General features: G+C 52.4%; 22 protein-coding genes and 2 pseudogenes. 21 read left to right on the top strand and 3 right to left on the bottom strand.

Features of this window, described 5'->3' with window-relative positions; all coding sequences use genetic code 11:
- Positions 1–82 precede the first annotated feature (82 nt).
- The 16 genes from HAP95_RS07220 (at position 83) to HAP95_RS07145 (ending at position 17,423) form a co-directional block, all read left to right on the top strand.
- Positions 83–463, top strand: a complete 381-nt coding sequence (locus tag HAP95_RS07220) for a TrbC/VirB2 family protein (RefSeq protein WP_226832635.1) — start codon at positions 83–85, stop codon at positions 461–463.
- A complete protein-coding gene (locus HAP95_RS07215) occupies positions 463–888 on the top strand; it encodes a VirB3 family type IV secretion system protein (RefSeq protein WP_215883610.1) in 426 nt (141 codons plus the stop codon). Before HAP95_RS07220 ends, HAP95_RS07215 begins: the two co-directional genes overlap by 1 nt.
- Positions 860–3,385 carry a TraG/VirB4 family ATPase gene (locus HAP95_RS07210; RefSeq protein ID WP_215883609.1) on the top strand — a complete coding sequence of 842 codons (2,526 nt, stop codon included), beginning with the start codon at positions 860–862 and terminating at the stop codon, positions 3,383–3,385. The genes HAP95_RS07215 and HAP95_RS07210 overlap by 29 nt, the downstream gene beginning before the upstream one ends.
- A complete protein-coding gene (trbJ, locus tag HAP95_RS07205) occupies positions 3,382–4,128 on the top strand; it encodes a P-type conjugative transfer protein TrbJ (RefSeq protein WP_215883608.1) in 747 nt (248 codons plus the stop codon). The genes HAP95_RS07210 and trbJ overlap by 4 nt, the downstream gene beginning before the upstream one ends.
- 11 nt (positions 4,129–4,139) lie before the next feature.
- Positions 4,140–6,191, top strand: a complete 2,052-nt coding sequence (gene trbL, locus HAP95_RS07200) for a P-type conjugative transfer protein TrbL (protein ID WP_215883607.1) — start codon at positions 4,140–4,142, stop codon at positions 6,189–6,191.
- A gap of 172 nt (positions 6,192–6,363) precedes the next feature.
- Entirely contained in the window at positions 6,364–6,753 is a 390-nt protein-coding gene (locus HAP95_RS07195) for a DUF4175 domain-containing protein (RefSeq protein WP_215883606.1), read from the top strand.
- Positions 6,754–6,795: 42 nt separating this feature from the next.
- Positions 6,796–7,026, top strand: coding sequence for a superinfection immunity protein (locus tag HAP95_RS07190; protein WP_215883605.1), 231 nt, complete (start codon positions 6,796–6,798; stop codon positions 7,024–7,026).
- A gap of 319 nt (positions 7,027–7,345) precedes the next feature.
- The gene (locus HAP95_RS07185; RefSeq protein WP_215883604.1) at positions 7,346–8,017 is read left to right on the top strand and encodes a VirB8 family type IV secretion system protein; all 672 of its coding nucleotides are present in this window, start codon (positions 7,346–7,348) and stop codon (positions 8,015–8,017) included.
- Positions 8,018–8,029: 12 nt separating this feature from the next.
- A complete protein-coding gene (locus tag HAP95_RS07180; protein ID WP_215883603.1) occupies positions 8,030–9,193 on the top strand; it encodes a TrbG/VirB9 family P-type conjugative transfer protein in 1,164 nt (387 codons plus the stop codon).
- Positions 9,186–10,154, top strand: a complete 969-nt coding sequence (locus HAP95_RS07175) for a TrbG/VirB9 family P-type conjugative transfer protein (protein ID WP_215883602.1) — start codon at positions 9,186–9,188, stop codon at positions 10,152–10,154. The genes HAP95_RS07180 and HAP95_RS07175 overlap by 8 nt, the downstream gene beginning before the upstream one ends.
- Positions 10,151–11,509 carry a TraB/TrbI/VirB10 family type IV secretion system protein gene (locus tag HAP95_RS07170; RefSeq protein WP_215883601.1) on the top strand — a complete coding sequence of 453 codons (1,359 nt, stop codon included), beginning with the start codon at positions 10,151–10,153 and terminating at the stop codon, positions 11,507–11,509. The genes HAP95_RS07175 and HAP95_RS07170 overlap by 4 nt, the downstream gene beginning before the upstream one ends.
- 12 nt (positions 11,510–11,521) lie before the next feature.
- The gene (locus HAP95_RS07165; protein ID WP_215883600.1) at positions 11,522–11,812 is read left to right on the top strand and encodes a hypothetical protein; all 291 of its coding nucleotides are present in this window, start codon (positions 11,522–11,524) and stop codon (positions 11,810–11,812) included.
- Positions 11,812–13,905 (top strand): DNA topoisomerase 3, encoded by a 2,094-nt coding sequence (locus HAP95_RS07160; protein ID WP_215883599.1) that lies wholly within the window; start codon positions 11,812–11,814, stop codon positions 13,903–13,905. Before HAP95_RS07165 ends, HAP95_RS07160 begins: the two co-directional genes overlap by 1 nt.
- A 141-nt stretch (positions 13,906–14,046) precedes the next feature.
- On the top strand, positions 14,047–14,304 hold the full coding sequence (locus tag HAP95_RS07155; RefSeq protein WP_215883598.1) for a hypothetical protein: 258 nt from the start codon (positions 14,047–14,049) through the stop codon (positions 14,302–14,304).
- Complete coding sequence (locus tag HAP95_RS07150) at positions 14,304–14,888, top strand: lytic transglycosylase domain-containing protein (RefSeq protein WP_215883597.1); 585 nt, start codon at positions 14,304–14,306, stop codon at positions 14,886–14,888. The genes HAP95_RS07155 and HAP95_RS07150 overlap by 1 nt, the downstream gene beginning before the upstream one ends.
- Before the next feature lie 180 nt (positions 14,889–15,068).
- Positions 15,069–17,423 carry a type IV secretory system conjugative DNA transfer family protein gene (locus tag HAP95_RS07145; protein ID WP_215883596.1) on the top strand — a complete coding sequence of 785 codons (2,355 nt, stop codon included), beginning with the start codon at positions 15,069–15,071 and terminating at the stop codon, positions 17,421–17,423.
- A gap of 398 nt (positions 17,424–17,821) precedes the next feature.
- Here HAP95_RS07145 and HAP95_RS07140 read toward each other — a convergent pair whose 3' ends face one another.
- Positions 17,822–19,306 carry an ISNCY family transposase gene (locus HAP95_RS07140; protein WP_215883595.1) on the bottom strand — a complete coding sequence of 495 codons (1,485 nt, stop codon included), beginning with the start codon at positions 19,304–19,306 and terminating at the stop codon, positions 17,822–17,824.
- 275 nt (positions 19,307–19,581) lie between these two features.
- Between HAP95_RS07140 and HAP95_RS07135 the strand changes: the two genes are divergently transcribed.
- Entirely contained in the window at positions 19,582–20,667 is a 1,086-nt protein-coding gene (locus HAP95_RS07135) for an IS630 family transposase (protein ID WP_215883594.1), read from the top strand.
- Between the two features lie 146 nt (positions 20,668–20,813).
- Here HAP95_RS07135 and HAP95_RS07130 read toward each other — a convergent pair.
- A pseudogene (locus tag HAP95_RS07130) lies at positions 20,814–20,945 on the bottom strand (ATP-binding protein); the annotation flags it as partial.
- 14 nt (positions 20,946–20,959) lie between these two features.
- On the opposite strand from HAP95_RS07130, the gene HAP95_RS07125 reads away from it, so the two are divergent.
- The 4 genes from HAP95_RS07125 to HAP95_RS07110 all read left to right on the top strand — a co-directional run bounded on the left by HAP95_RS07125 (position 20,960) and on the right by HAP95_RS07110 (position 22,888).
- Positions 20,960–21,196, top strand: a complete 237-nt coding sequence (locus HAP95_RS07125) for a hypothetical protein (protein WP_215883627.1) — start codon at positions 20,960–20,962, stop codon at positions 21,194–21,196.
- A gap of 342 nt (positions 21,197–21,538) precedes the next feature.
- On the top strand, positions 21,539–22,042 hold the full coding sequence (locus tag HAP95_RS07120; protein WP_215883593.1) for a hypothetical protein: 504 nt from the start codon (positions 21,539–21,541) through the stop codon (positions 22,040–22,042).
- Between the two features lie 40 nt (positions 22,043–22,082).
- Positions 22,083–22,364: a hypothetical protein gene (locus HAP95_RS07115; RefSeq protein ID WP_215883592.1), complete on the top strand. Its 282-nt coding sequence runs from the start codon at positions 22,083–22,085 to the stop codon at positions 22,362–22,364.
- Positions 22,361–22,888: a hypothetical protein gene (locus HAP95_RS07110; protein ID WP_215883591.1), complete on the top strand. Its 528-nt coding sequence runs from the start codon at positions 22,361–22,363 to the stop codon at positions 22,886–22,888. Before HAP95_RS07115 ends, HAP95_RS07110 begins: the two co-directional genes overlap by 4 nt.
- On the opposite strand, the pseudogene HAP95_RS07105 reads toward HAP95_RS07110, so the two are convergent.
- Positions 22,861–23,286: pseudogene (locus HAP95_RS07105) on the bottom strand (IS21 family transposase); the annotation flags it as partial. The gene HAP95_RS07110 and the pseudogene HAP95_RS07105 sit on opposite strands and share 28 nt — an antisense overlap.

The following is a 23,286-nucleotide window of genomic DNA, read 5'->3' as shown; positions in this document are numbered from 1 at the left end:
GCCCCAACCTTCCCTTACTCCGTGCTATACCCATGCGTATCAAAATATTTTTGTACTTTTTTTCTGATAAGTGAGGTGTGTGATGCGTTTTAATAAATTGAGTCGTCGTTTCAAGTCTGCCGTATTGGGTATTGCTTCGACATTTACGGCGCCAGTTGCCATGGCAAGTACCAGTGGCGGTGTGTTCAGCCCTATCGGTACGCAATTGAATACCGTTTTGACCGGCATTTCCGATTTCGGTGGACTGGTTGCCGCAGGTGGATTGATTTCCACAGGTCTTGCATGGTGGCATGGCGGTGAGCACAAGAAGGCCATGATGATCGGTCTGGGTGCGACCGTAGCCGGTATTGTCATGGCTAACTCCAAGTCTCTGGCGACCAGCATTACCGGCGGCGCCACAATGGGACATGTCAGCACCTTTGGCTTGCTGGCCGGTCACATGGTTCACCTGGCGGGTATCTGATGCGGGAAGCAACAGCAACGCGACGGGTGATTCTGCACCCGTCACTGATAAAGCCCATGTTGGTGGGTGGTGCAGAGCGTGAAGCGGTTTTCGCGCTCTGGTTTGTTTGCCTGGGAACCTCTGTCATGGCTGGGATATTGTTTATACCAGTAGGCATTGTGGTGGGTGGTGTTGGGCAGTTTTTTCTGCGCCAGATGGCGTCGCGGGATCCTCAAGCGATTGGCGTTACCAGGCGCCATTGGGGGCAACAGAATTTTTACCCGGGAAGAGCCACTTTTTTTGCTCCCGGATATCGCCCAACGGGCGGTAATGGTCCCGGATTCCTGGTGCGGGGTGTTTCCTCCGTTATGACCCGGTTACTGGGTGGCACTCAAAAACAGAAGAAGGAGCATGCGCGTGCTGAACATCAAGCAATACAGGGATAAATCCAAAGGTCTTCCTGACCTTTTGAATATAGCCATTCTTCTGGGCTCTTTCCAAACGAACGCGGGGGAAGTAGCCCTTGCCCTTCAAAAGGACGGATCCTTTCTGGCAGGGGTATCTTTCGAGGGACCCGATCTGGAAAGCCTGGGAACACGCGATATTGAGGCACTTTCCGGTGCATGGAACAACGCGCTGTCACGCATTGGTACCGGTTGGGGCGTCCATGTTACGGCCATCCGTGAACCGTCCGGGGGTTACATACCTGGAGAGGACAACCGGTTTCCTTCCGCCATTCCCGCTTTGGTGGATGCAGAACGACGTGCCCAACACGGCGGAGAGGACCATCATTTTGTCAGCCGGTACTATATGACATTGACCTGGCAGACACCGGAAGACGCTGAGTCCGGACTTGGCGAAGCCATGATTATCCGTGGCACAGCGGCCAGCGCCGAGACCGGCGAGAGTGAGGTATTGCGAGATACATTTAACAAGTATCAAGGGGCCTTTGAGACTGTAATCGGTATCCTTAAAAGTTGGTACCGGATCCGCGCATTGGATGCGGATGCGTTATTGACGCATATCCACGAATGCCTGTCGGGGAATAATCATAAAATTAACGCACCTCGCATTCCTGCCTATCTGGACGCTGTTCTGGGTCACCATGATTTTATTGGTGGACTGGAACCGGCCATGGATGGTGTGCCATTTCGGATTGTGACCGCGATTGGTTTTCCGGTGATGACCTTTCCGGAAATCCTGGAATCGTTGCACTCCATGCCCTTCCCTATGCGTTACACCGTGCGTTTCCTGCCGTTGGATCAGGTGGATGCCACAAAGTTGATGGGGAAAATCCGCGATAAATGGTTTGGCAGCCGCTCCTCACTTAAAAGCATGGTCGCAGAGAAAGTCAGCGGAGAAGCGCAAGGCAACCTGTCAGCAGATGACACCGTTGTGAATCTTGCCTACGACGCGAAGCAGGCCATTCATGAAGCCAACGAAGGGGCTCTGCGCTATGGGTTTTTCAGTCTAGGCGTGGTGCTTCGGTCAGAGCATCGCAAGGTGCTGGACGAACGGGTAAAGACCATCAAGGATTTTTTTGACAACTCCGGTTTTAATGCCTATCTCGAAACGACGAATACTGTAGAAGCATTTTTAGGCAGTATCCCTGGACACCTATGGGAAAACGTTCGGCGTCCTCTGATTCACAGCCTGAACTTTGCCGATTTCGCACCCAAAACGGCCATCTGGGCAGGGGAAGAACGTTGCCCCAGTCCGTTGATGAAAATGTCGGATGGCCGTAAAGCTCCCCCACTGATGATGGCGACCACTACGGGCAATACGCCTATGCGGGTCAATCTGCATGTCGGTGACCTGGGCCATTCGTTGGTTTTAGGTCCTACGGGTGCCGGTAAAAGCACCTTTTTGGCCTTACTGGCTTTGCAATGGATGCGCTATGAAGGTGCCCGCGTGATCAGCTTTGACAAGGGTATGTCCATGTATGCCGCAACCATGGCATCGCATGGGCAGCATTATGACATTCTGGGTGAGCATACAGACTTGTCGTTTGCGCCGCTTCAACATATTGAACGACCGGAAGACAATCGATTTGCCTGTGAATGGCTGGAAGGCTGTGCGGTACTGCAGGGCATGAAGATCACCACAGAAGAACGCTCAGTCATCCGTGATGCAGTAGCGTCACTGACCCGCGAAACAGGACGTTCACTGACGGACCTTGTACAGCTCACACAGGACCAGCGGCTGAAAAACGCCTTCAGGTTTTACACCCTGGAAGGCAATGCAGGAAAACTCCTGGATGCAGAAAAAGACGGACTAGATCTGTCTGCGAAGTTCATCACCTTTGAACTGGAGCATTTGTTGCAGGGCTCCGAGCAGGCGAAGTTGATCACTGTTCCGACTTTGCTTTATCTATTCCATCGCATTGAGCAGATGCTGGATGGCCGACCGACACTGATTTTGCTGGATGAAGCCTGGGTCATGATGGATAACCCTATGTTCCTGGCAAAAATCCGTGAATGGCTCAAGGTGCTGCGCAAAAAGAATGCTGTCGTGGTCTTTGCTACCCAGTCATTGATGGATATGAAAGACAGCCCTCTACTCCCCGTCTTGCAGGAATCTTGTCCAACCAAGATTTTTCTGCCGAATCGGGAAGCTACCAGCCAGCTATTGCAGCCGATGTACCACAGCATGGGACTGAATGCGCGACAGATAGAGCTATTGGCGGCCAGCACTCCGAAGCGGGATTATTATCTGTTCACTCCCGACGGACAGCGCAGAATTCAGCTACAGATGGGACCAGTGACGCTGGCGTTTACTGGCGTCAGCGACCCCCGTGAAGTGAAGCGGATTCGTGAGCTCTGCAACCTACATGGTCATCGTTGGCCCATTGCCTGGTTACAGGAACGGCTTCCATATAACGCACAGGATTGGATATCGGTGGCAGAGGAATTATTTCGTCATTTTGAGGAGGAACCACAATGAATAAATTAAAAAAAAGCAAACTGGTTTTGGCTGTTGCAGGTGCATCCTTGTTGGCTTTGCCCCTTCCCTCTTTTGCGGTTTCGGAAGTCGCAGGATCCACCTTCCCCGAACAGATTGTGCAGGAAGGGACGCAAATAGAATCTTTGGCAAAACAGGCCGAGGAAGTGACGACCCAGATCAGCATGTATGCCAACGACGTTGAACGCTACGAAAACATGGTAACGAATACGTTGGATATGCCACAAGCCATGTTCGCTAAAGTCTGGAATCCTCTGGTGGGATCCATCCAGAAGTTGACGGCCATTTACAGCCAGGCGCAGGCATTGGGTTATGCCGGTCAGAATATCGGCGCCCAACTGGCCCAGGAATATGAGGGTGCGGGAAGCTCGATCAAAAATCTGTCTGCCACTTATGCCAACTGGAATGCCACGACCAATACGGATATGCAGGACGCGCTGGAATCACAGGGACTCGCTGCACAGAATTTTGCCACACAGGATTCAGCTATGCAGGCAATCAATGCGGAAGCTGCCACTGCCAAGGGCCGTGCTCAAGTGGCCGGTGCAGCCGTTGCGGCGGCGAATGTCACGACGAAATCCATTCAGCAGCTTGAACAAATCACCATGGCTGGTGAAGACGCGCAGATTGCTTATGAAAAACAGAAAAAGGCGGAAAAGAATGCCACGGCAAAAGCGGTGGCCAATGGATTATTTGCCGCACCCAATATGAATAATCTGCTATGAGGGTCGTCCTGATGCGTAAGTCATGGCTTTTACCGCTTTTCATGGTCATGCTTTTCCTCGTGCCCGATGTAGCGATGGCTGGAACGGGCATGGGTGCATTGACGACCGTGCAATCAGATCTACAAACGGCCATTTCCGGATGGGAATCCCCTTTACAGGCTGCTGCAAAAAATCTCTTTTTTGCCTTTGCTGCCATTGAAATCGCCATTTTGGCAATGAATCACGGATTGAACCGGAAAGGTCATGAAGATCTTTTCGGGAGTCTCATAAAAAAGGTGGTTACGTTAGGGTTTTTCCTGACTTGTATCAATGAGGCAGCGGTTTGGATTCCTGCAATTATCAACGGTCTTGAAGGCGGGGTTACCGCTTTGGGTGTGACGGTCGCCACCCCGTCCACTATTGCAGGATTTGCAGAAAAGGCATTCCTTGGTATTTTGTTGTCTCCCATACATGCTGCGGCCAAAAATGCATCGTCCATCCTTTCGGACATTGTGAATATGGATTGGGGGTCGGCATTCTCAGCCGCATCGAATTTCTTTGCCGCATCGAATCCCACGGCACTCCTGGGTGAAACTATTTTAACCTTTGTATTGGGTCTGCTGACTGCTATTTCTATTCTGATGTTGGCGCTGGAACTGTTAATGGTGACATTGGAAAGTTATTTGGTGATGGCTTTCGGGGTCATTGTGCTAGCAGGTGGCGGATTGCGTTATACCTCAAAGTACGTGAGTAGTTACTTTGATTATGCCGTGAATGTGGGCTTTCGGCTGCTGCTGATTAATGCCATTGCTTATCTGGTGATGAATTCTCTGGTGCCATTAATGACCACAATGATGGAGAACGTAAATAATCCATTTCAGATGGGTTTCCAGATGTTGGCTTTAGGTGCCATTATCGCCTTGTTACCCAAGAAAGCATCGAGCATTGCCACCAGCATTCTGACCGGTTCGAGTAGTTTTTCAGGTGGAGAACTGGCAAAAGGCATGGCGACCGCTGGTGTCGGGGCTGCAGCCATTGCTGCCGCACCGGTGGCCTTGGCGGCGGCTGGTGGTGCTGCTGCAGGTGCAGGAGCATTTAGTGCCGCAGCAGGTAGTGCAGGTGGTAGCGGTGGTGCCCTGATGGGAGCGACGGAAGCTGCACAAGCCGGTGGCGCTGCCGCGCAGGGCGGAGCAGGCAGCATGAGTGCCGGTATGGGTAGCTCGGGCGGTGGTGCAGGCAGCATGGAATCGGCTTCCATGAAGTCGGTTCCGACACCAGACGCCAAAGGCATGGAGCACATGCGGGCATCGGTACAGAAACCCTCTGCATCGGGTTCCAGCACGAGCAGCAAGAGCAGTGATGCGCCCTCTTCGTCTGGAGCAACAGGTACCGGGTCCGCAGGATCTTCTGCACCCGCAGGATCCGCGCCGTCTGCAGGATCGGAAGGTGGTTCAAGCGGAGGTGGTGAAAGTCCCGTAGCGGAAGCGGCTGAAGCGGCAGGTGTTGCCGGTCTGACCGCCGAAGCTGCTGCGCAGGGCACGTCTGCTGCACAGGGCGGCGCATCTGCGGCCAAAGCAACCCCGGGCGCGTCGTCTGCATCGACTTCTGCACCGGCTGCGCAGGGCACACCTGCTGCGCAGGCTTCTGGTCCTGCAGCGTCCACGGCGGGTTCTTCTGCACCCGCAGGATCCGCGCCGTCTGCAGGATCCCCGTCCGCAGGGCCTTCGCAGGCTGCAGGACCTTCGCCGTCCGCAGGACCCTCTGGTGGACCCGCTGGCGATTCATCCGCCAGTGGCGTTGGTGAAAGTAGCGGCGCTGGTGAATCGGCTCCGTCAGAATCCCCATCGGGTTCACTGCCCCCCATAGATGCATCCCCGGTTCCCGCCCCGTCTCCTAATGAGCAGACGGAACTGCTCAGACAGATGCGGGATTCTATGGCGCAGCAGAATCGTCCAAAGACGGCTGTAGAAAGAGGCAAGGAGTATTTAGATTTTGGGAAAGGTAAGGTGGATAAAATAGCTGATGAACACAGTGGCGGAGGCGTAAGCGGTTCAAAGCTGGATTTCAAACACATGGATGACTAAATACGGAACAAGGGGTTTCTGCCTCTTGTTTTCAAGTTTTTGTAATGCTATACCATAAACAGTTCGTAATTATTGGATGGTTGGAATTATGGCATATAGAACTCAGCACGAAAAATATGAGACTTGGAATAACACTGCTGAATGCTGGGATACCCAAACCAGAAGCAAAGATGTGTGGGAGCCTGATCCTGTAAATCCGAACGGGAATATGGGTGCTTCCCACGGCCTTAATCTCAGCATGAGTGATGGCCCTGCTCTCCTTGCCTTTGGTGGGCTATTCCTTGCCTACATCATTTTCCAGCAAGTTTCCCACTGGTGGTCCACTGCCCCCCTCTGGGTCCACTGGACTTTCTGGGGGCTATTGGGTGCTGCTTATCTTTGGGCTTTTGTCCGGCATGGCGGGATACGCCTGTTGACGTATGTCACTCTGGGCCTGGCCGCTCTGGGCATCGCTGCTTTCGGTGGTTTGCTGGTGTACGCCTGGTTGCTACATCATCCGGTGCATCCTGACTGGCAGGGATTCTGGATGGCGGTTCAGACGAAAATTTTGGTGCATTTTTAGTTCACCCTTTATTGGGATTTCAATAAAAAAGGAGATTGCCGCGTGACAGCTTTGATTTTGACCATCGGTTTAATTTTTGCTTTGTTCATCTATTTCATCCCGACGATCATTGCAATGCGTCGAAAGAAATCAAACCTTGCTGCTATTATGGTTTTGAATATTTTCCTGGGGTGGTCACTGGTTGGATGGGTAATATCCCTGGTTTGGGCGCTTTCAATGGATGCGCAGCCCCAAACGATTATTGTCAATAATCATAATGGAAAGACCGACTGATCGTTGTCTGACAGGAAAAACAGACAATGAATAACCGCATTCCAACATCCAAAGTTACCTGTGCGGCTTGCACGCACTTTGTCCCCGGATCTACCCCAGAGGGATTAGGCTTTTGTGGGGTGACCACTGAGAAAGGTGGATTACCCCCTGTTTCCAACCAACACTCTGGTTATCAAGCCTGTTTCCCCCATGCTCCACGGATCTGCGAGCAGCATCGGGCCAGTTGATCTCTTCTGGTAGATCTATCAGACCCACTTCAAACAACCTCCCTCCCCTCTGTGCTATACCACAATGAACGATCATCATTCGGAGTGGAAGCATGTCAGAACAACCTGATTATCTGGCCGCACGGCGTGAATGGATGGAGCGGTACGGCTCTTACATTTCCCAGGCGAAGAACTGGCGTATTGCCGCCATCTCTGCCATAGGCATTGCGGCACTGTTTGGTGCCGGTATGGTTTATGAAGCAGATAGAGTGCATGTAGTACCTTACGTGGTAGAAGTCAGCAAACTCGGGAAAACAGTTGAACTGGCACAAGCCGTAAAAGCCGGGGCTTATGCCCAACCAGTGGTCCGGCATATCGTCTCCCGATTCTCCTGGCTACTCTTTAGCCGGAGTCCGGATACTGCCGTGCAAAAACACTGGATTGACCAGTCTTACGCCTATATCGCCAACACCGGCGAGGCGAGCCTGAATGCATTTTACAGTCGGCACCATCCGTATGCTGCCTATGAAAATAGCACAGGTGGACAGGTCGTCACTATTCAGTCTGCAGAGCCACTTGGGAAACTGACGGAAAGCGGCGGATCCTTCATTGTTGATTTTTCCGTCAAGAAATACGGGAAACACGGTGGCATCCATGGTGAACAAAACTGGCAAGGCACCATTACCTACGCGAATGTGGGACCCTCCAACAATCCCAACATACTGAATGGTAATCCTTTCGGGATTTACATTACCCATTTCGCTTTCAGTCGCCAACTGGGATAAGGATATTCGACCATGCACATCCATAAACTCATCCTTCTGGTCCTTCTAGTAGCTGTACCGACCGCGATCTTTTCTGCAAATGCGATAGCAGGCGTGGTAACCCCTGCGGGACTGCCACCTCTTAATCTTGGCGCTCCACAACAGGGGTCTGAGCCCCATCAAGGGTCTGAGACCCCTCAAGGATCTGCGAGCAACGTTTCGGCCTCTACCACCAGCGGCCAACGGGCAGCACATCATGTCGTGCCCGGCATTCACGGTAAATCATTGCCACCCCCTACGCCTGCGCAGATTTTCCAGCATGCGATTACCACCCCTCCGGAAGGGCCAGAGTCACAGCGCGTTCACCAACTCGCTGAAGACGCTCTGGCCGCATCCCAACAAAGCAAGGTCAATATCCCCATGTTGCCAGAACATAACGGGGGCATAGCAACGACCAGCGCGGGAGAGGCCGTGCTGGTTTGTGCGCCATTGCATACCTGCGTTATCGCCTTGCCTGATGGCGTAAAACCTGTGACGACGGTGGGTGTATCTCCTGCGGAATGGCAGATTCAACAGGCGATGGTTGGCAAACAGCCGGAGATTTTCCTGAGTCCGAAATTCAAAGGATTACATCAAAACATTGTCATTGCGGCTACGGACCACAAAAAAGCGGTCAACTATCAGGTCCATCTGGTTTCCGATGCGAACCGATATATTCCGGTCCTGAAAATACAGGGCATTGCAGGTCCAGTTACCCGTGCATGGTCCCCTGCAGAAAAGGCCATGATTCGCGGGAATCTGCCCACGATGACGGAAACATCACCCATATCCAGGCCAAATCCAACCAGCAGCCAAGTGCTGCCTTTACCGCGTGTGCCGATCCAGCGGATTCAGACGGACTGGTCCATTCACTGTGGCGGCGGGGGATGGTTTTCCGAAAGCAATTGCACGCCTATTCGTCCACTACGTGTCTATGACGATGGAACACACACTTTTATTGATATGCCCAAAGGATTATCCAGCCATGGTGGATATCCGATTGTTCAGGGATTCAATCGGTCCGGGAAGGAAATTGGCATTGATGCAGAAATTCGTAACCGCGAGATCGTTGTGAACTCTGTGCCCGCTAGCATCAAACTGCGATTGGGAACCCAGGTCGTCGATATCAAACGTAAAAAGGAGAACGTCGGTGCGTAAAAATCTGAAACCCATTTTAATGTTGGCTGGCATGTTGCCAACCATGGCCTTTGCTGCCCCTCTGGAAGCCCCCCAGATAGGAGGGCAGGGATTCGTGTCCGGCATATCCGTCAATACAGCGAACGCCTGGGAAACCACCAAAAATGCGGATAATTTTGTGGGATATGATCTGCCGCTCAAAATTGAGGAACAATCTCTTTGGAATGCCTGGAAGCATGGGCACATTCGCCAACTGCCGTACCTGGCGCAATCCGATGGAGCCGTGATTTATCCGTTAGGACAGATCACCCCTATACTGCAAACCTGCCCGGGTAATTACTCACTGATCGTGCTGAATTGCGGGGCCGTTCCGGAAAAAATGCTGGGAGCCCCCTCCGGCTTCTGGAATGTGGAGACAGGCGTCGCGGGAGATCATGCCATTATTGCCGTGTCACCGATTTATCCTGGACTGAAAAGTAATTTGCAGGTTATGGCGACCGGCCCTCATGGCAATCTGATCACATACAGCGTGGATCTTACTTCAGGCAAAACCCGATATACCCCCAAATTATCGTTTTATCGTGCGGAACATAAGCTGATCAAACGACCAATTCCCATCCTGCTGAAGCAGAACGGAAGTTTGCCAAACACTGTCATTGCAGATACCTCTCCCGATGCCGTGCATCTTTCTGTCAACTGGGAAATGCAGTGTGTAACGGGTCGCTGCCAGGACATCATGCCCGTCGTTGTGGCGAACACCCCGCAGAAAACGTTTGTGCATTTCCGTCATGCACAAAAAACAGCGCCGATGGTTCTACCCAGAAACCGCTCTGGTGCCAGTTGGTATGCACCAAGCCATCTTGAAAATGGTGGAAAAACGTTGGTGATAGAGGGGAATCCCTATCAGGTGGATCTTCTGGAAGAAGGCCATAAGGGGATCGTCTCTGAAGTCCGGCTGACGCAAGAAGGGAGTGCAAAATGAGCTTCTTCAGTAGAAAAAATGGAAAGGCATCCAACCCCTCTGCACCAGAAAGCAGTAACGGGCCTTCTTTGGGATCGCCATTGCAGGGTGCAACCCCATCGCCGGGTGCAGCCCCTTCGCAGGGTGCAACCCCTATCAATGTGAAGCCGGACGCCAACAAACAAAGTACCCGCATATCCAAGCGGGCGATGTATACCGGCGTTGCCATTCTCGGGCTGGCCGGACTGGGCGGCTTTGAATATGTGCAGCATCATCCGATTTTTGCGAACACGAAAAAAGTGTCCACGACCACAAAAGTAGGCCCTGCCAAGACGCCTGAAACATCCACGATTCCGGTAAAACACCTACCGTCCAAACCAAAAAATCCCGAGGCATCATCGAACAACAGCAATGATGATCACTCATCTACTGGAGAAACATCAGGCAAGTCCACTTCAAACCATCAGCCTCCAGCAAAGCCCAAGAAAAACCCTTATGCCGCGCAGGATACGGCATTCCAGACGACTCTCGGCGAGAGCACAAGCGGAGGGTCAGGAGCCAATGCGCTCGGCTGGAAAACGGGCAGCACAGCATCCCGCACCCCGCCGGCCCAACAGGTCAACAAGCCAACGACGCTGCCGGTGGCGACATCGAGCAAAGACAGCAAAAAGAAACGGGAGTCAGACATCTCAAATGACCTGGTCAAACGGGAAGTCAGTCCCTATGAACTCCTGCAGGGATCCGTCATCCCAGCGGTACTACAGACGGGCATCAAAAGTTATTTGCCGGGCGAGTTGACCGCCGTAGTGAGCGATAATGTCTATTCCAGCGTGAATGGTGCGAGTCTACTGGTCCCTGCCGGAAGCAAGTTGATTGGCACATACAATACCAGCACTACATTGGGTGTGAATCGGCTGGCAGTCGCGTGGACCCGCATTGAATTCCCGAATGGGACCTACATCAATCTACCGGGTTTCAATGGTGCTGGTGGACAAGGATACAGTGGGTTTTCAGGTGAGGTGAATGACCATACCTGGCTCATTTTCAAAAATGCACTGCTGATGTCCATTGTGGATGCAGGTATGGCAATCGCCTCTCCATCATCCAGTACCAGTGCTACCGGGCAGATATCCGGTAATACGGCGCTTCAGGATAGCGAGCAATCATTGGTGCAGACCTTTGGGCAGGCGGAGTCTCAATTACTGGAAAAGTATATTGATATAGCCCCTACCATCACGATCAAACCCGGATATGTTTTCCAGGTGGTGGCAACGCAAGATATGGTCTTCCCTGGCCCTTACAATCCGCAAATGCAGACGGATTCTGGGAAAGTGGAACAGCCGAAACAGCCTACAGAAGCAAATCCCTACAGCTAAGGAAATCACAGGATGTTAGGAAACATATTGGTGCGCATTGAAAATCACGGAATCCCCGCTGAAGAACGTCAGCAGCGATTGTTACGGGCACTGGAAAAATACGATGACGCACAGCTATTGAGCCTCGCCAGTCGCCGTGATCGACAGGAACCCAAACGCGATTTGCGTGCGGTCATGATTGCGCTGCCGCCTGCAGCGATGCAACGCATTCTCCGTCTACCCGACGGAGAATGGCATGTCAGTGTTTCTGCCCTGGTGGATAGACTGCTGGAGCAGAAACCTGCAAGAACAGGGGGTAAATAATGCGTTTGTTTATTGCAGAAAAGCCATCTCTGGGTAAAGGGATTGCGGAGTATTTGCCGGGCAGCAAAGCCAAGGGAAATGGCTGCATTACCTGTGGAGACACGGTGGTCACCTGGTGCTTTGGTCATATTTTTGAGCAGGAAGAACCGGATTTTTATACATCCGCTACTGTGCCAACAACGCCAAAAGGCAAAAAGAAATGGCGATTCGATGAATTGCCTATCTTTCCGCAAGAATGGAAGCGCAAACCCAAAGAGGATGCCAAAAGCCAGATCAAGATTATCCGTGATCTGCTCAAAAAAGCAGACCTTGTGGTCAATGCCGGCGATCCTGATCGTGAAGGGCAACTGCTGGTCGATGAAGTGCTGGAGGAATTGGGTTGGAAAGGACCCACACAGCGTATCTGGTTGGCAGCACTGGATGAACAATCCGTCAAAAAAGCGCTGGGCAACCTCAAAGATAATAAAGCATATCGTCTACTACGCGACTCCGCAGAAGCGCGTGGCCGTGCAGACTGGCTAACCGGCATGAATCTCACCCGGGCATTCACGTTACGCAACACCGGATCCGGGGTTTTATCAGTCGGTCGCGTTCAAACCCCGACGCTGGCCCTTATCGTCGCACGCGATGAAAAGATTGAGCACTTCAAACCCAAGGATTTCTTCATTCCGCGCATCCAGGCATCGCCGAATGCCTCTGCAGATACTGCATTCTGGGCCAACTGGATGTTGCGTGAAGACGCCGATGGCGTGGACGCTGAAGGCTATCTGACTGACAAAAAAGTCGCAGACACGTTAGCCCGCCAGGCGCAAGCAGCAGGTAAAGCCGTGGTCACGGCTTTTGAGAGCAGTGAAAAACAGCAAGGCGCTCCGTTGGGGTTCTCACTGGCCGAACTGCAAAAGACCTGTTCGGCCAAGTTCGGGATGAGCGCACAGGCAGTACTGGATGCCGCTCAGGCTTTGTACGAGACGCACAAGGCGGCGACTTACCCACGGACTGATTGCCGTTATCTGCCCGAAGAGCAGTTGGGAGAAGCAGGTGCCATCGTCCAGAAGCTATCCCGGCTTGGCTTCGTCAAAGAGGCTCAAGGGGCAGATCCTGCGCGTAAGAGTGCAATCTGGAATACCGGCAAGGTGACCGCGCACCATGCCATCATTCCGACAGGTTCCATGCAAGGACAAATGGATGAATTCGTGGCCAAGGTCTATGACCTGATCGTGCGGGGGTATTTAGCCCTGTTCTATCCACCTTTTGTCTATCGGGCGACGAAAATCGTTCTGGATTGCACGAAAGAATCCTGGGTGGCCACGGCCAAAGTGCCGGTAAAACCCGGCTGGAAGGCTGTTTATGGCGGCAGCCTGCAAGGCATGGGCGACGAAGAGGGGGATGAAGAGTCCGGATCCGGTACCATCCCCGTTCTGAAGAAGGGGCAAACCCTGACTGTAGTCACTGCTGATGTGCAGAGCAAACAGACCAAGCCCCCTGCCCGCTTTAATGACGGCACACTCATTGAAGCGATGTCGAATATCCATAAGGTCGTGGATGACCCTGAAGCGAAGAAAAAGCTCAAGGAGACTTCAGGCCTTGGCACAGAGGCGACTCGTGCGAACACCATAGAGACATTACTGACCCGTGGATTCATCGAGCGCAAAGGCAAACAAATCATTTCCACCCAGGCGGGACGCGGGCTGATCCATGTTCTTCCCAAGGAATTGACGGATCCGGTTTTGACGGCTCGATGGGAAGATGCGCTTTCGGGCATATCGGAAGGTCGAGTAAGTCTGGAGCAATTTGAAGCCGCCCAACAGAAGGCCGTAGCCCGGCTGGTTGAAACGGCAAAGACCCTGCAGGTGTCGGTAGGACAGGCACGACCGACCGGTGCGGGTGGAAAAGGTGGCAAGGGCGGCAAACCCGGACAGGGTGGCAAATCGTCCGGTAAGGGGCCGCAATGCCCATCCTGCAAAAAGCCGACCATCACCCTGAAGACCAAAAAAGGCAGCGCATTTTTCAAGTGTGAAGGATGCAGCGGTTGCTGGTGGCCGGAGAAAACCGACCCCAAAAAACTGGGGGCGAAATGGGAAGCGAGGAACTGATGCGTCCCCGTTTCAAAAAGAGGGTTGGAAGGCCCTCTTTGCGCATGGCGCTTATCACGCTTTTTCAGACCGGCAAACAGACTTATTTACACGGTATTTGCCGGTTCAATCACTACCGTTAATCGTCACAAGGAGAACAGCATGTTTGGATTCGGAGAGCACGCACAGGAACAGGTTCAGCAACAGTCTTGCCCACGTTGCCAGTCAGCTATGCAGTATCTGGGAGATCACGGCATTCGCATGGGTGGACTGACGGGACTCGGCGGTGCTGCTGCCGGTGCCATTTTCGGTCAACTGGCAACAGATGGGGAAGAAGCCTTTGAAAAGAAAATGGCGGTACAGGTTCACGTCTGCCCGCAATGCGCGGAAGTTTCCCTGAAATACCGTGGCGGACTGTGATGGTTGCCGTCCCGATCACGCAGGTTGTGGCGCAATGTGCGCCACAGGTTAATCCGGACACATTGGCGGCCATCATCCGCGTTGAATCGGGTGGTGATGCATTGGTCTTGCACGACAATAGTAACGGGCGCACCTATCATCCAAAAACCCGGGCGCAAGCCATTCAGATTCTAACGGCGTTAATGGCCTCTGGTGCCCGTGTGGATGTGGGCCTGGGCCAGGTCGATACAGAGAATTTTGCCCGTTATGGATTGACGCCCCAAAATGCCTTCAATGCGTGCCATAACGTCCGGGTAGCGGGGAAAATCCTTACCGTAGACTATCGGTTGGCAAAGATGACCTATCCTGCCGGCCAATCGGCGCTTTATCATACTTTTGAATTGTACAATTCGGGCAACACCAGTGGAGATACCGGGTATGCTGACCGGATTCTGGCCGCAGCCGGGTATCCCGTTTATCTGAAAATGCAAAGCCATAATTCGGGCACTTCAGGGGCTACCCCCAATAATTTCCCGCAATACCCTTGGGTAGGGGCTCAAAGCGGATCGCGACTTCAATCCGTCTCCTGGTCGATCCTGCCGTGAATGAGGCACAAACCTTAATGCCCGAACACTGGCAAATGGACAAATCCGTGCCAATGGGGGGCTTCATGGACATTCAAACGGAAAGACTCTGGGACGATTGCTGCAAAGCGTCGCCAGAGGACCCCGTCACCTTGTGGCATCAACGCAAAAACCAGCCAAACATGGGAGAATCACGCTGACATGAGCCTATTAAGCGGAAGAAAACAGCCTACCCCGGCACTCCATAGACCAAACCAGAAGGTTCTGGATTACAAGACACAACGACTGGCGCGAGGGGGTAGCCTCAAAACCCTTATCGGTGGACTGGCGGCAGGATCTATAGGCGTTTTGCTGGGTACGGCTTATGTGGCGCGGGAGATGTTTCCTCACTATCCAGGCTATGGCGTTTATTATTACCTGGATGCCGGTTTTCTGAAAAACATGCATGCATGGTGGTTTCAGGTGCATGGATGGCGCATTTACAACCCGCTTACGTTTATTCGTCCATTATTTCTGTTGCATGACAACAATGAACGGATGAAGCTGATTGAATGGATGTTTGGTCCAGGAATGGTTATGGGACTGGTTACGGGCACCTTGCTGGGCTTCAAGCATAAAGATGCCAAGCAGGATGTGATGGAGAACCAGGTGCATGGATCTGCGCACTGGGCCAGCGCCAAGGAAGTTGCTGATATGGCCTTATTGCCTCCGCCCGGCGATAAGAAATCCGTGATCCCTGCAACAGCCTTACCCTGTGACCCCGAGGAGATAACAGCCAACACACCAGCAAGCTGGATCAAGTTCGATTCCAAGCATATCTGCTATGTTGGCGCCTATGTGGAGAAAGGGAAACCCACCTATTTGCAGCATACCGGTGCTGAACACATTATTGCTTTTGCACCTACGCGATCCGGCAAGGGCGTGGGATTGGTCCTGCCCACCTTACTGGATGGCTGGATGGACTCGGCGGTAGTCCATGATATCAAGGGGGAGAACTATCTGTTGACGGCGGGTTATCGTCGTCAACAAGGCCATCAAATCCTGAAATTCAATCCCGGTGATCCATCTCCCGATGGTTGCCACTTCAATCCACTGGATGCCGTACGCATTGGTACCGACTTTGAAGTCAAAGACACCATGAATATTGCCACCATGATTGTGGATCCGGACGGTAAGGGATTAAACGATCACTGGCAAAAGACCGGTTTTGCGTTACTGACATCCGTGATTCTGCACATTCTCTATGCTTTGCCGGACAAAACGCTGCGAGGAGTCGCCGCATTTCTGAACGACCCAACACTGAATAGTGTGGATGAAGCTTTTGAGCGCATGTTGACCACGGAACATGATCCTTCTGGTCGATTTGGCTGGAAGGATCTTATGGGCAAGCCTACCAAAGTCCACCAGGCTATCGCTCAGTCTGCGAAAGAAATGATCAATAAGGCAGACAATGAGAAATCTGGTGTAATCTCGACGATGATGAGTTTTCTATCTATCTATCGTGATCCCATCATCGCTAAATGGACGGAAAAATCAGACTTCAACATTATTGATCTGCAGGATGCGGATACCCCTGTTTCCTTGTATCTGGTGACCAGTCCAGAAGACAAGAACCGATTGAAACCGTTGATCCGACTGGTTCTTAACCTGGTCGCTTCGCAATTCACGTCCGCCGACAGACTGGTTTCCGAAGCGGGACGCATGGTCTGCAAGGGAAAACACCGCTTGTTGATGCTCCTGGATGAATTCCCATCTTTGGGGAAGATGGATATCTTCCAGGATTCCATTGCCTTTTTAGCAGGATACAACGTCAAGCTGTACCTGATTACCCAGGATTATGCCCAGTTGGAAGATGAGGGGCATGGATACGGCAAATCTGGTGCAAAGGCTATTGTGGGTAACTGCCATATCCGGGTGGCCTATGCCCCCAACCAGATTGAAACGGCAGAATGGTTATCCAAAATGCTGGGGACAACCACTATCACTCTGGAGAACGATAACCAGACTTATGACGCTGGCATGCTGGGTACCAATAAGGGTTATTCTACGAGCATTAACTATCAGTCCAGAGCCCTTTTGACCGGTGATGAAGTCATGCGCCTGAGAGGCCCGCTGAAAGAAGGATCGAACATTAAGGAGCCAGGTGATCTGTTGGTATTTGTGGCCGGTTTTGCACCCGTTTATGGACAACAAATGCTGTACTTCAAATTACCGCAACTGCTGAAGCGTGCGCAGGTCACCTGCCTTGCCACCAGCGATAAGCTGCAGGATGGAAAAGATTACAGCAAGGTCTTTCCGGATCATGGTGGAATTTTACAAGCGCCCCAGCCACCCCCCATGGAAGACGATGATCCGCTGGCGGAGGCAGAAGATACTAAACCCAAAACCGTGGCTTCTACTGAGCCGATCGAGAAGCCTATGGATGACGATGAAATCTCTGAACTGGAAGGGATGGTCAACCAGGCCACGGATGAGGACGGCGATGCATCTGGTGGCAAATATGACACCAGCGAACGGGATGCTGACCGGAACCAGATCGGAGGACTGATGGGATGACTACTTTGAACCAGGTCGTCGCGACAACATCCTCTTACTTGTTTTCAAAGGCAAGTGCGATCAATCTTAATGGCAGCGAGTTCAGCGTCGGTGATCTTGGTCCCCTTAGTTGTTGGTGAGGTGCGCAGGATCAGTGCTGGAGTGGCGTGCTTAGGGGCTGATCGGGTATGGCGGGGTGGGGATAATAGGTGATAAGACAACTAGTGCCTGACAGAAAAAAGGCGTTTTTTCAAAATTCCGTCGCGTAAAATCTGAGCGAAATGATGAATGGGTAGAATTTTAATACCCGTTTTCGCAACTACGGAAGATATTATATTATGCCCATTTTTAATGATTTCAGCTGTTTTTCGACAGCCGTTTCCTTGGGAAGTTCGGTAACGCTTCAAAAATCCTATACTTTAAGCCATTTTTCGATAGATACATCGTTGCTCCGCCTCCTGGGCTATTAAAACAGCCCCCAATCGATGAATGTTCCGGGCCAGCACAGCCAATGCCACATAGCGCTTGAAACCGGTAATACCATGATCCGGACATTGATCCAGACCATGCTGTTCTAAGGCGTTAATCGCCGACTCAACCGCCGAATGCTGGTGGCGTAGACGGACGAATACAGGGTCCGACTCCCGCCTTCTTTCTTCCGCAGATGGACGCCCTTTTTTCGGTAAAACGACCATGGGTAGTATTTCTCTGAGCGCAGCCTGATTGGCTGGACTATGAAATCCTTTATCAAAACTCATGGAATGTACGTCACTAAAACGGGACTGGGTTGCTTGGGTCATCGGGACCGCCAACTGGTCATCGGTCGTCTGCTCCATCACCGCATGGTGCAGAATAAAACGGTGCTGATCTTCGACGATACACACCCGCAAACCTAATTCTACGGGAACCCCTGCTTTTCCTTTGCTGATCCATTCCGTGTGGGGTTCAAAGATTGAAAAAACCTTCTCGCTGTGTGGAATCTTTTCGCCGTGTAATACTCGACGACGGATTTGGTCGATCTGTCGGCGGGCGTGTCCGAGATACCCTTCGAGCTGTTGTGCGGCATCGGAGAGGCCTTCTGCTTTCAATGTGTTAGCCGTCTCGGTGGCCCGTGCGACATGCTGCTCAGCCAGGACCAGATAATCCGCATAGGCTTCCCGCATCCGCGTATCATGTGCCGCACGCTTCTGCGGGTCTTGCGCCGTTGAGTGTTTTATTTTCTGGAGAGTCCGGTAGCTTTTTTTGAAGCGGTTCAGTTGATAGCGCCATTGTCGCCACGTCGTCGAGCCGAGTAATGGGTCTGCCTGGCTTGCCGTTTCTATGGTTTTCCGAATCGCATCCAGCAGCAGGTTAATATCGGTCGGATAATGCACCCGCGTTTCTACGACGAAAGAATCACAGCGAACGCTGAGCCCTTCTTCGGCTTTTTTTTTGAGCAGAACATGCCCCGCCTGCACCACTTCCTGATTGATCCGATCCAATATTTCCGGGGTAAACAATCTCAGGTTATCTTTGATGGTTTGCAGATGGTACCGTTGATCGGTATTTTCGCCCCATTCTCCATGCCCCAGCATTTCCCGGATGACCAGATGATGGTTGGCTAAATCATGGATGCGATCGTAATCTGCGTTAAGACCCAGCCGCATCGTACCCAACACCAATATTTTCCAGAGGGCCATTCCAGGACGGCCTTTTTCGGCGCTGACCAGGGTTTTGCCATCGGCTTGTACGGGGCGCATATCCTCCAGGATGGTAAATACCCGTTCCCGGAGTTCCGGTTGCATATAAATGTGTTGAAGGCCACGCAAGAGTCGCGGAATATCATCCCGCGACTTGGGATCAATCTGAATAGCAGAAATATCGGTTTCTCCAAAAACCATTTGCGCGTTAATCACTTTTCTCATGACGAAGATTTTCCGTAAGTCTGGATATTGCGTTAAAAAACACACATGTTTTCAACGGGTAGCCGCCTCAGAAGCCGAAAAAAGGCATAAAAAGAAAATCGTCGCATCGCAAATTCGGCAACATCAAACGGCAGAATGTATTATAACACACTGTTTATTAAAGGCAATTATATTTGCGGTCAGGCACAAACTAGTGTAATGTTACATTCTTGCTGAATCTTAAAATTGATCATGATAAAATGGCTTCATGTTGAGGGCATGAATGGAGTCGAGCCTTGCGAGTTGCGCCCACAGTCATTTTAACCAGCGAAGAGCGGTCCGAGTTGTCCCGTATAGTCGCCTCCCGATTAAGCAGTGTCCGCTTGTCATTACGGGCACGGATGATATTGCTGGCGGCAGAGGGCTTGCAGAACAAAGAAATTGCGGAGCGCCTGGGGGTGGATCGCCTGCAAGTCGCACGTTGGCGCAAGCGTTATCTGGAACACCGCTTGTCGGGCATTGAACGCGATTTACCGCGCGGCGCCCCTCCAGTGAAAGTAGATGTGGCCCGTCTGGTAGAATTGACCACGCAGAGTAAGCCGGAAGCGATGACGCATTGGAGTACGCGTAGGATGGCGGCAGAACTGGGTGTCAGTGCCGCCAGTGTGTCGCGGCATTGGCGCAAGCATGGCCTCAAGCCTCATCTGCTGCGTGGTTTCAAGGTGTCACGTGATCCGCATTTTGTGGAGAAGCTGGAAGATATTGTGGGGTTGTATATGTCTCCCCCGGAACATGCCTTGGTGCTCTGCGTGGATGAAAAAAGTCAGGTACAGGCCCTGGACCGAACCCAACCGGGACTCCCCCTCAAAAAGTGCCGCGCAGAAACGATGACCCACGACTACAAACGTAATGGTACTACGACCTTGTTTGCCGCACTCAACGTGCTGGATGGTCAGGTCATCGGGCAGTGTCAACAGCGCCATACCCATGTGGAATGGCTGAAGTTCCTGAAGAAAATTGATCGGCAGACGCCCAGGGACAAGGCTCTGCATCTGATCGCCGACAACTATGCGACCCATAAACACCCGGTAGTACAGGCGTGGCTCGACAAGCACCTGCGTATTCACATGCACTTCACGCCCACTTCGGCATCCTGGCTCAACATGGTCGAGCGTTTCTTTCGGGATATCACGACCCAGCGGTTACGTCGTGGGGTGTTCACCAGTGTGCCTGAACTCATCCAGGCCATTGAGGGGTACATCGACCACCACAACACCCATCCCAAACCCTTCATCTGGACCAAAACCGCCCGCGACATCCTGCAAAAGGTCATTCGCGCCAACAGCCACTTAAGCAGCAAACAGAATGCAACACTACACTAGCGGCTCACTTGCTGGGAGGTATCCTACGGCCCCAATTCGCGCGCGGGCGGTATTCTCTTGGCCGTCGAGCACAAACAGTGCCTATCCCCGGTCAAGGGCCAGCAGTTTAAAAATGACCAGGTAACAGCGTATATTTTTGACCAGTTTTAGAGGGGGTGGCTGCGACGTTTTTTGAACCGGTAAGAATCGTTTCCGGTCTCCAGAATATCGCAGTGGTGGGTCAGTCGATCGAGAAGCGCCGTGGTCATTTTGGCATCTCCGAAGATCTTCACCCATTTAAGCCTTTGATAAATTGGTCGCAGCGATCTATAATCGAGCCTATGCTGCAAACGCCGATAAGATTCTGCAGCAGTGTTTCTCGATAGGCCAAAATTATTCTCTTCAAGACTATATGCGCGATGCCGCTCTTGAGGACGCCGAAGGTTCGGGCTACACACAGAAGGCTATCAAGGATATGAGGAGGGCGCTGGCGTGGGAAGGTATTCGTCGTGGTCAGGCTTACGCTATCATGCAAAAGACCGTGCATTAAATGGCAAAACCGTGAAGCAAGAGATGGGGAAAATGAAGGCCAAAGCAGCCTCACGCAACACTGTGCAAAAATGTACAGTGTTGATTACGGTCTCCTCACACTCTCGCGGAAGGATATGAAGAAAACCCACGCGGTGGGCGGCATTAATCCCCAGAGCAAGAGACAGGAGAAATAGTGTTGTCAGAAAAGAAACCCGCAAATAACAATAAATCACCATTAAAAAAGGGCGGTTACGACCGCGCGGACTCCATCCCATCTCCTGGTTTCGCTAACGACTCTATGAAGAATCTGAAAGTTAGGGATAGAATGGAGCCTCCTCCGCCCCCGAAAAAGAGGTGACCAATGGATAATGGCTGGCATTTCTTGCTGTTTGGTATTCGCAAGTCTGTGCGCTACCACGAGCGCCGGGCGGCTTTCTTCGCGCGCCTTGATACGACCAACGGCATTTTGAGTCTGTTGGCTGGGACTGGCGCAGCAGCTACAGCCTTTTCTGGTCATCCAGCGGCCGCGACAGTGGCGGGCGCGACGGTGGCCGTCTCCAACGTGTGCAATGTATTGGTAGGAAGTGCCCGCATGTCGGCGCTTCATCGGGAATTGCGGGGGCGTTTCATCGGCCTCGAACGTCAGATGGTAGGCGGGGATGAGTCTCCCGAGAATCTTCGGCGCTTCACGGAAGATCGTTTGCGTATTGAAGCGGAAGAGCCAGCTGTGGTTGGGGCCTTGGATGCGGTTTGCTACAACGAAGAGGCGCGTGCAGAGGGTAACTCCGAACACGCCGTAACCATTGGCTGGTGGACGCGGTTTTTTTGCCAATTGGTTGATTATGTGCCAGCAGTCGAGTCATAGCCAACATGAAGCGGCCGGGGGCTGAGCGGGAAATAAGGAAATGGTGATCGCTGTTGTTGCCCAATCGGGCGTTTCCACTTACTACGATGCGTCCCTGGGCGGTGCAATAATCGCCATTCTTCAGTTTGCATCCAGTCATCCCTCTCGATTCTTGGAAATTGTGCTCCCCATTCTGGCACTCTGCCTGGCAATTCTGGTGGTGACTGCCATCCTTATAGGGAAGATCTCGGTTGACCCCCTACGTCAAAGCGCCAAGGGCTACCTAAAACACAGGGCGCGGCGTAAACTGGACGCTAAGAAACTCGCGAGGAGACAAAAATGAACGGTGAAGCACTCGTTTGGCACATTATGTTTTCAGTGCTCGCGTGGACGGTTCTGGCTTCTATCGTCCTTATCATCTATGCGTTTGTCCTTCGCCGATTCGATTGGATGGCGCGGCCCCTCCGCATGGCACTCGTCCGAAGGGGAGAGGATTTATTGACCTATGGCGATTTGGACGCCAAGCAATCTGCTTTTGTCGAGTGGTGTCTGGACCACGCTTTCAACCCCTGGATCATGGTGCTATCGAGTGTGCTAGGGGTGGTGTCTGGATTCCGGTTGATATTGGTCGGGACGCACGGCAAGCCGCCCTTTACCGAGACCGATGACTTGAAGACCATTTCTCTCCTCTTTTGGGTATCTGCTTTTGCGGCCAATCCCTTCTTCGGGTTTGTCGTGGGGCTGGAGTTTTTGTTATTTGGATCTATCCTCTTCCTTAAAGGGGGCGTCCCGCTGGTCGTTCGGCTGGCTGTTGAGGCCACGAACATAAAAGTACCCCATTACCACCACAAGACACGGCACGCATAAGAAGGCGCCCTACCAAGCGGCGGCACGCCAATTCCAAAGTGAGCAAAAGGAGAGGAAAGTGAGCGACGAAATGGGTGTGCCAAACGGTGTACCAGATTGAGGATTACCGTGACGGTAACGGTTTTCTGCTCCAGGGCCATGGCGCAGGCAGTCTCCAGTATGTCCATGCCATGGTCTCTGGCCGCCAGTAAGACTTCTACAAAGGCCTTATCTCCACCGGCTTTAGCCTGGAGATGCTCCTGCACCAGGGTGATGGCACGCGGTAGCTTCTGGAAGGGCAAGCCATTACGTAAAGCCCCCGGTTTACGCTCCAAAACCTGCAGGTAGTGCTGCGGGTCCGTGATGGTCTTGTCCCGCCCCATGCGCCGTGCATGGGTGGCAATCACCGCACTTTCCAT

The sequence above is a fragment of the Acidithiobacillus sulfurivorans genome, from assembly GCF_018853815.1.
Classification (GTDB): Bacteria; Pseudomonadota; Gammaproteobacteria; order Acidithiobacillales; family Acidithiobacillaceae; genus Acidithiobacillus; species Acidithiobacillus sulfurivorans.
The sequence above is the reverse complement of the archived record's forward strand: the minus strand, read 5'-3'. Positions and strand labels throughout refer to the sequence as shown.